A 9039-nucleotide genomic window follows, 5' to 3' on the forward strand; every position below is an offset into this window, starting at 1 on the left:
TCTTCCCATTCCGAACAGAGAAGTTAAGCCCGCTTGCGCCGATGGTACTGCAATGCAATGCGGGAGAGTAGGTAGCTGCCTTCTTTACTTGAGGTCTTCAAGGTCTAACGACTTTGGAGACCTTTTTTTATGCCATTATGCTACGCACTATACATTATTATATACGTACATTATATAATATATGGCTTGTTTACATACTTATTCTAAGCCCGTCATTAAAAAAACAAAAAATTAGGGTAAATCCTATATCGTTTTAGGGTTTTCCCCATACAACCTCAAAAAAGAAGCATTAATTTTGCAGTAGATAAATTAGAATTGCTTTAAACCATGCAATGTTTTGCTGGTTTTTGCATTCTAATAATAGAAAAGATACTTAAATGTAAGAGAATATGGATACACGGTTTTTATTGCTTTCGCTTATCCTTGGAGCCATGCCGCTCTGTATGGATGCTCAGGATGATGTCTATTTCACTCCAAAGAAGAGAGCGAAAACAGACATCACGTATAATAAAGAAAAGAAGGAAGTAGAACGTCCTACCTACTATTGTGGCAGCAGTCGCGACGTTGACGAATACAATCGGCGTGGCAAACTGAAGAGCTACTATCAGAAGATAGGTACCGACTCGTTGGGCAACGACATCATAGAGTTTCGTGAGGGAGACGGAACGTATGGCAAGGCCGACCTGGATTCTACCATAACAATATATCCCGGTTCGGAACGCTACTATGACGATGATATGGACAGCGACTTCATGTGGTCGCGTCGTATGAGCCGTTTTGACGGATTCTATGATCCTTGGTTCTATGGCAGCTATTGGGGACGTCCCTATTGGCGTTCATATTATGGATGGTACGACCCTTGGTATGATCCATGGTACGGTCCGTATTATTCAGGTTGGTATGGTCCATACTACTCAGGTTGGTATGGTGGCTGGTACAATCCTTGGCACTATGGCTACTATGGATGGTCATCGCCCTATTGGGGCTGGGGCGGATGGTATCGCCCAGGTGTTCGTTATATAGCAGGTGGTCCAACTGGTACACGCAACCACTCGGCAGGCGGTTCGATTTCAAATGGCAGACGCTATGGCGTGTCTAATCGCAACAGCTACGGTCGCGACTACGACATGAACAATAGCAATCGTCGCGGTAGTTTTGGCAGTCGTCGTTCAAATAATGGTACACGCAACGACCGTAATACATTCGACAACTATCAGCAGCAGACACAGCGTCCGATGTTTGAGAACCAAGGCAACTTCGGTAGCAATCGCGGCACATTCGGAGGCGGTTCAAGCTTTGGCACTAACAGAGGTTCGTTTGGCGGAGGTTCGTTCGGCGGAGGCACAAGAGGCGGAGGCTCAATGGGCGGAAGCCGTGGCGGATTTGGCAGTCGCCGATAACAAAGCCTGTCGGTTATCGGATGGCTATATGTAAATATATATAATGTAATATTTATTGATTCGTAAGAATATGAAAAAGATACTTTCTTTAATGACTGTAGCGATGCTTGGCACCGCTGTCAGCGCACAGGAGACATACGACAATGCCCAGCTTGCTACGAAAGACCTTAACGGTACTGCACGTTATGTAGGTATGGGTGGAGCTATGGAGGCACTTGGTGCAGATATATCAACTATCGGCACCAACCCTGCGGGCATCGGTATGTTCCGTCGCAGCATGGTGGCAGGTTCGTTTGGCTTCAACAGTCAGCAGGATGCCAAGTCGTTTGGCAATGCCAACAAGACAAACATGAGTTTTGATCAGGCTGGCTTTGTCTATTCAATGCGTTCGGGCAGACATTCGATGCTCAACTTCGGCTTCAACTACACCAAGAGCAAGAACTTCGATCAGATACTCACAGCAGCCGGCCGTCTTAACAATGCTTCGCAGAATAAGCTGTCGGCTATGAAGAATGCCAATGGATTTTATAGATTGGAGACCCAAAATAATAAACTTGTCAGTAACTCGGGAGCTTATAGCCAAGCTGATTATCTGTACAGCAATGTGCTTTTCAATAATATAGATAAGGCTTGGATGTCTGAAGATAAAAAAGACCCCAATTATGGTATTATTTTTAATAAAAGCGATAATACTCCTGTTTACTACAATGCTACCGGTTACGACTTCGGACGCTCTACTACAGGATATATAGGTCAGTACGATTTCAATGTTAGCGGCAACTCAAACGACCGCTTCTACTGGGGATTCACAGTAGGAATATACGACGTTCACTACAACAGCTCATCATTGTATTCAGAGAGTCTTGTTGACGGTGGTAAAGCTATTGGTGACGTAGCAATGAACGATGAGCGCAAGATTACAGGTACTGGTTTCGACGTTAAGGCGGGCTTGATATTCCGTCCGGCTGAAGAGTCGCCGTTCCGTATCGGATTGTATGTTCACACGCCTACATGGTACGACCTCACCACTCGCAACTATACCGTGCTCAACAATAATACCGATAAGGCTTATGGTTCAAGAGATCATGACAAGTCAAGCGAGTCGTACGACTTCAAGTTCTACACTCCTTGGCGTTTCGGTGTGAGCCTCGGCCATACCGTAGGCAACTATCTTGCACTCGGTGCCACATATGAATATGCCGACTATACCACCAACGACATCCGTGTCAACGATGGGGGAGAGGTTGACTATTGGGGTAACTACTATGAGACAAGTTCGCGCGATGAGGCTATGAAGCAGAACATCAAGAACTCGCTCAAGGGAGTACACACCGTCAAGGTAGGTATGGAGTTCAAGCCCGAGAAGAACTTTGCTGTTCGTCTTGGCTACAACTACCAGTCGGCTATGTACAACAAGAACGGATTTAAGGACGGAAGTCTGGAGTCGTATGGCACATACTACGCTTCGACAACCGACTATACCAACTGGAAGGACACCCATCGCTTCACAGCAGGTGTAGGATACAACTACGGCAAATTCTCGTTCGACCTTGCCTATCAGTACAGCCAGACCAATGGCGACTTCTATCCATTCATGAGTTATGTAGACAATTCAGAGCCTAAGTTTGACAATGTATGCGACGCCGTAAAGGTAAGCAACAAGCGCAATCAACTTCTGTTCACAGTAGGCTATAAGTTCTAATCACATTTAACGGTGCAAAAGTTTGGCGTAATAAAAAAAAAGCCTTACCTTTGCACCGCATTCAGAAAATGTGAGCAAGCCGATATGGCTCAGTTGGTAGAGCAACGCATTCGTAATGCGTGGGTCCCCGGTTCGAGTCCGGGTATCGGCTCCACACTTTCTTAGTGTATAATCAAACTGTTGCGGTAATAGCTCAGTTGGTAGAGCACTAGCTTCCCAAGCTGGGGGTCGCGGGTTCGAACCCCGTTTACCGCTCGTGCAATTCTCGGTAAAATCTTTCGTTTTAAATAGTAGGGCGGTTGTCAATTATGGCAATCGCCTTTTTACTTTTTTACTAATTAGGAAGTGCCAATTGTGTCATATTTTACTGCCATATATGTCATTCTTCCACTTTTTGCAACTTGCAACTGAAAGTAAAAAATGCGGTAAACAAATTTTGGCACGTTTTTGGCTATATGCTAACCGAACAGCAACGGCAAACGCCGCAAGGTTCATAACAATAAGAATATAAACAATTAAAATCATAAGAATTATGAACATTAAACCATTAGCAGACAGAGTGCTTGTACTTCCTGCACAGGCAGAAGAAAAAGTTGGCGGAATCATCATTCCTGATACAGCAAAAGAGAAACCGCAGCACGGTACTATCGTTGCCGCTGGCAATGGCACTAAGGATGAGGAAATGATTCTTAAAGAAGGTGACGAGATTCTTTACGGCAAATATTCGGGCACAGAGCTTGAGGTTGAGGGTACAAAGTACCTCATCATGCGTCAAAGTGACGTTCTTGCCGTAGTTCAGAAGTAATTCAAAACTCAAAATTCTTAATTCATAATTCGCGTAAGCGAACAATTCAACATTCAACATTTAACATTCAACATTTGAATAATCATGGCTAAAGAAATTAAATACAATATAGACGCCCGCGACCTGTTGAAGAACGGTGTCGACAAATTGGCTAATGCAGTTAAGGTTACACTCGGCCCGAAAGGTCGCAATGTAGTTATCGAGAAGAAGTTCGGTGCTCCGCAGATTACTAAGGACGGTGTTACTGTAGCTAAGGAAGTGGAGCTTGAGGACAAGTTTGAGAACACAGGTGCCCAGCTCGTTAAGAGCGTAGCAAGCAAGACCGGCGACGATGCAGGCGACGGTACAACAACCGCTACCATCCTTACACAGGCCATCGTAACAGAGGGTTTGAAGAACGTTACTGCTGGTGCCAATCCTATGGACTTGAAGCGTGGTATCGACAAGGCTGTTGCAGCCGTAGTAGACCACATCAAGGAGACTGCTGAGATTGTTGGCGACAACTACGACAAGATTGAGCAGGTAGCTACCGTTTCTGCCAACAACGATCCTGAGATAGGCAAGCTTTTGGCTGACGCTATGCGCAAGGTATCTAAGGATGGTGTTATCACTATCGAGGAGAGCAAGAGCCGCGACACCAGCATCGGTGTTACAGAGGGTATGCAGTTCGACCGTGGCTACTTGAGTGGCTACTTCGTTACAGATGCTGACAAGATGGAGTGCGTTATGGACAACCCATACATCCTTATCTATGACAAGAAGATAAGCAATCTCAAGGATCTTCTGCCTATCCTGCAGCCGGCAGCTGAGAGCGGACGTCCGATGCTCATCATTGCAGAGGATGTTGACTCAGAGGCATTGACCACATTGGTAGTAAACCGTCTGCGTGGTGGCTTGAAGATTTGTGCTGTTAAGGCTCCTGGCTTCGGCGACCGTCGTAAGGCTATGCTCGAGGATATCGCTACATTGACTGGTGGCGTTGTCATCAGCGAGGAGAAGGGTCTGTCTTTGGACAAGGCTACACTCGACCTCTGCGGTACTTGCGAGAAGGCTACTGTAAGCAAGGACAACACTACTATCGTAGGTGGTGCCGGTCAGAAGGAGCTTATAGCCGACCGTGTTGCACAGATCAAGAACGAGATAGCCAACACCAAGAGCTCTTACGACAAGGAGAAGCTTCAGGAGCGTCTTGCAAAGCTCGCAGGTGGCGTAGCAGTTCTGTATGTTGGTGCTAACAGCGAGGTTGAGATGAAGGAGAAGAAGGACCGCGTTGACGACGCTCTCTGTGCTACACGTGCAGCTATGGAGGAAGGCGTTGTTGTAGGTGGCGGTACTACATACATTCGTGCTCAGAAGACTCTTGAGAACCTGAAGGGCGACAATGCCGACGAGCAGACTGGTATCAACATCGTACGTCGTGCTATCGAGGAGCCGCTTCGTCAGATTGTGAAGAACGCAGGTGGCGAAGGTGCCGTTGTTGTTCAGAAGGTTCGTGAGGGCGAAGGCGACTTCGGTTACAATGCTCGTAAGGACGTTTATGAGGACTTGCGCGAGGCTGGAGTTATTGACCCGGCTAAGGTTGAGCGTGTAGCTCTTGAGAATGCTGCTTCTATCGCAGGTATGTTCCTCACCACTGAGTGCCTCATTTGCGACAAGCCTGAGGAAAAGGCTCCCGCAATGCCTATGGGCCAGGGTGGCATGGGCGGCATGATGTAATTCGCAAAGAACGACATTATATCCCCAATATATAACCAAACAAAAAAGGTTGCAGACCATTATGGTTTGCAACCTTTTTTTTGTGATAGGAGTTTGTGGCATCCTATGTTTGTTTGATGTTTATTTCTTTACCTTACCGGCTACAAATTCACCGTTAGTAATCTTGTCGAGAGACAGCGAATAGAACACCATGTCGTAGCCACCCTTTTGATGAGTCTCCTCGTAGAAGAAGGCGATGTTGCCGTCGTTCATCTGTTCCATAGTAGAGTAGGCTGAATCGGTGTTGCTCAGACGGAAAGTCTTCCATCCCTTAGTCAGCAGTTCGGGCGAAGAATAGTCGGCTGTCGAAGCCAGCTCCTTATAGTATATGCCCACATAGTTGCGCTTGGCATCCATCGGGACAGAGTAGAGCAGCACGTTGGTCTTCTTGCCGTCGGCCTTGCGTACAGCGTTCACGATGAGCACTTCGCCGTTGCACATAGCCGACTTGTACATTGGGTCGAGATTGGCAGCAGTCTGCCATTGTCCTTCGGCACGCTTTGCGTTGCTATACTTGAATATGTTGAATATACGGCCGGCACCGCGCTGCGAGCGGCTGCACAGCAGAACGTCACCATTGGGCAGTTCTTCGATTTTTGCCTCGTCACCGAATTTTGCCGGACGGGCTTCAGCGCCACCCAGCGGAGTCCAGTTGTGTCCGAAGTCGTCAGAGTAGAGCACTACGTTGCCTACGTTTGTACACAGAGCCGAGTATATGCGGTTGTACTTGCCTGCCTTAATCTTGGCGCTCTGGCAGATGCGGCCTGACGAGAAGAACAGCTTGTGAACGGCACCGTTCATGAGCTTGTATATCTGGTCGGTAATTTCCTCGCCCTTCCAGTTGAATCCATCCTTGCTGTAGTAGCGTCCTACACGGTTGGGATTCTTCAGTGTTGACTGCCAGTACCACACGTTGCCTGAAGCACACATCATGAGCATCTCGCCGGTCTTGCGGTCGGTCACCACTGCAGCGTCGCCGTGAGCCACGTCAAACGGAATATTGTCACCACCGCCCTTAATGACGGTTTGCTCCTTGCTCCAGGTGCGTCCGTTGTCGGTGCTGCACTTTGCCACTACGTCAATCACACCACCGCCAACGTCGGTGCGGCACGGACGGAAGTCGGTGAAAGCGAAAATGCTGCCGTCCTTAGCCTTAGCCAGTGCGGGGATGCGGTAGCAGGTTGACACTGTGTCGCTCTTGAACAGTACGGTCTGTGCAGAAGCGTCAGTTACGAATAATGCTGCTGCAACGATGGCAGACATCACACAAAGTTTTCTTTTCATAATTCTGAGGTATTTTTTGATTTAGATTTATTTTGAGAGTAGTTGCTTGGTCTCTATTATGTCAGCGTGTTTTATGTTAGCGTGTTTAATTTGTTGGCAAAATTAATTAAATTATTTTATATAACATATATAATTAAGTAAATTTTATAGTTAAATATGATTTGTATATGATTAATAGGCAAGCGTTATATATAATTAAAAACTATATTAGGGTACGTATTTTACGTAATATTTTTGTAACTTTACACACGTTTTTCTTTATACGAACGTAGCAATCTGCACCCTCCCAATGACGAAAAATAAAAATACTATATATAATGTTATTCAAATGGAATTACAAGCCACCTACGAAAGAGGAGAAACAGGCGGCTGACGAACTGGGGGCGAAGCTGAATGTCAGCCCGATACTCGCCCAGTTGCTCATGCTAAGGGGCATCACAACAGAGTCAGCGGCCAAGCGATTCTTCCATCCGCAGCTGGCCGACCTTATCAATCCGTTCCTCATGAAGGATATGGACCTGGCCGTCGACCGCCTTAACGACGCTATGGGGCGCAAGGAGCGCATCCTGGTGTATGGCGATTACGACGTAGACGGATGCACGGCGGTAGCGCTGGTGTATAAGTTTATACAGCAGTTCTACTCCAACATCGAGTATTATATTCCCGATCGCTACGATGAGGGATATGGTGTAAGCAAGAAGGGCATTGACTATGCCAAGGAGACGGGCGTAAAGCTCATCATTATTCTTGACTGTGGCATCAAGGCCATTGAAGAGATAGCCTATGCAAAGAGTCTCGGCATCGACTTCATCATTTGCGACCATCACATGCCCGATGACGAATTGCCGCCCGCTGTAGCCATACTCAACCCCAAGCGTCCAGACGACACCTATCCATTCAAACATCTTTGCGGATGTGGGGTCGGATTCAAGTTTATGCAGGCATTCGCAAAGAACAACGGCATTCCGTTTGCACGGCTCATCCCATTGCTCGATTTGTGTGCTGTGAGCATTGCCGCCGACATCGTTCCGGTGACTGAGGAGAACCGAATTCTGGCTTTCCACGGTCTGAAGACGCTCAATCAGAACCCAAGTATCGGTTTGAAGGCCATAATCGACATCTGCGGTCTTGGCGGACGCGAGATTTCGATGAGTGATATCGTGTTCAAGATAGGTCCGCGCATCAATGCCTCGGGACGTATGGAAAGTGGTCGCGAGAGTGTGGATTTGCTTGTGGAGAAGGACTTTTCGCACGCTCTTGAAAAGGCAAAGCACATCGACTGCTACAACGACAAACGCAAGGACATTGACAAGCAGATGACCGAGGATGCCAACCACATTGTTTCGCGACTGGAGAGCCAACGCCATCAGTCGTCTATTGTGCTCTATGATGAGCACTGGAAAAAGGGTGTGATAGGCATTGTGGCTTCGCGACTGACCGAAATATATTTCCGTCCGACTGTAGTGCTCACCCGCGATGGTGACTTTGCCACGGGGTCGGCACGCAGCGTTACGGGTTTTGACATATACTCTGCCATAAAGAGCTGTCGTGACCTGCTCGTCAACTTTGGCGGACACACCTATGCTGCCGGGCTGACGTTGCGTTGGGACGACATTCAGGAGTTCCGTCGCCGTTTCCAGAAGTATGTCGACGAACACATACAGCCCGAACAGACTGAGGCGATGCTCAATATTGATGCCGAGATTGACTTCCGCGACATCACTAAGAAACTACACAATGACCTGAAGCGTTTTGCACCATTTGGTCCTTGCAATACTAAGCCGCTCTTCAGCACTGTAGGCGTCTACGACTACGGTACGAGCAAGGTGGTGGGACGCGAGCAGGAACATATCAAGCTCGAACTGGTCGACTCCAAATCGAGCAATGTTGTCAACGGTATTGCTTTTGGACAAAGCGCCTCGGCACGCTACATCAAGTCAAAGCGCAGCTTCGACATTGCTTATACTATTGAGGACAATGTGTTCAAGCGCAACATGGTGCAGCTGCAGATTGAGGATATCAGGCCGACGGAGGAGGAGTAAGCCCCACCCCCGGCCCCTCCCCCGCAGGGAGGGGAGTGGTATGCTTTGATT

6 protein-coding genes, 2 tRNA genes and 1 rRNA gene are annotated in these 9039 nt (G+C 47.6%); 8 read left to right on the forward strand and 1 reads right to left on the reverse strand.

The annotated features are described in order from the left end of the window. The 7 genes from rrf to groL form a co-directional block, all read left to right on the forward strand. Positions 1-84: ribosomal RNA gene (gene rrf / locus I6E38_RS13530) — 5S ribosomal RNA — on the forward strand; the annotation flags it as partial. Between the two features lie 305 nt (positions 85-389). Continuing rightward, positions 390-1400, forward strand: a complete 1011-nt coding sequence (locus I6E38_RS13535; protein WP_235394493.1) for a DUF3300 domain-containing protein — start codon at positions 390-392, stop codon at positions 1398-1400. A gap of 70 nt (positions 1401-1470) precedes the next feature. Continuing rightward, positions 1471-3102, forward strand: a complete 1632-nt coding sequence (locus I6E38_RS13540) for an OmpP1/FadL family transporter (RefSeq protein ID WP_235394494.1) — start codon at positions 1471-1473, stop codon at positions 3100-3102. A 78-nt stretch (positions 3103-3180) separates the two neighbouring features. After that, positions 3181-3256 (forward strand) — tRNA-Thr (locus I6E38_RS13545). 28 nt (positions 3257-3284) lie between these two features. Continuing rightward, positions 3285-3357, forward strand: a tRNA-Gly gene (locus I6E38_RS13550). Between the two features lie 277 nt (positions 3358-3634). Further along, positions 3635-3907 carry a co-chaperone GroES gene (locus tag I6E38_RS13555; protein ID WP_235394495.1) on the forward strand — a complete coding sequence of 91 codons (273 nt, stop codon included), beginning with the start codon at positions 3635-3637 and terminating at the stop codon, positions 3905-3907. Positions 3908-3991: 84 nt separating this feature from the next. Continuing rightward, positions 3992-5623: a chaperonin GroEL gene (groL, locus tag I6E38_RS13560; RefSeq protein WP_235394496.1), complete on the forward strand. Its 1632-nt coding sequence runs from the start codon at positions 3992-3994 to the stop codon at positions 5621-5623. A gap of 120 nt (positions 5624-5743) precedes the next feature. Here the strand turns inward: groL and I6E38_RS13565 are convergent, their stop codons facing one another. Next, the gene (locus I6E38_RS13565) at positions 5744-6946 is read right to left on the reverse strand and encodes a sialidase family protein (RefSeq protein ID WP_235394497.1); all 1203 of its coding nucleotides are present in this window, start codon (positions 6944-6946) and stop codon (positions 5744-5746) included. Positions 6947-7263: 317 nt separating this feature from the next. Here I6E38_RS13565 and recJ point away from each other — a divergent pair, with 317 nt between their 5' ends. Continuing rightward, positions 7264-8988, forward strand: a complete 1725-nt coding sequence (recJ, locus tag I6E38_RS13570) for a single-stranded-DNA-specific exonuclease RecJ (protein WP_235394498.1) — start codon at positions 7264-7266, stop codon at positions 8986-8988. The last annotated feature ends 51 nt before the right edge of the window (positions 8989-9039 follow it).

Source organism: Leyella stercorea (assembly GCF_021531355.1).
In the GTDB taxonomy this organism is placed as follows: Bacteria; Bacteroidota; Bacteroidia; order Bacteroidales; family Bacteroidaceae; genus Prevotella.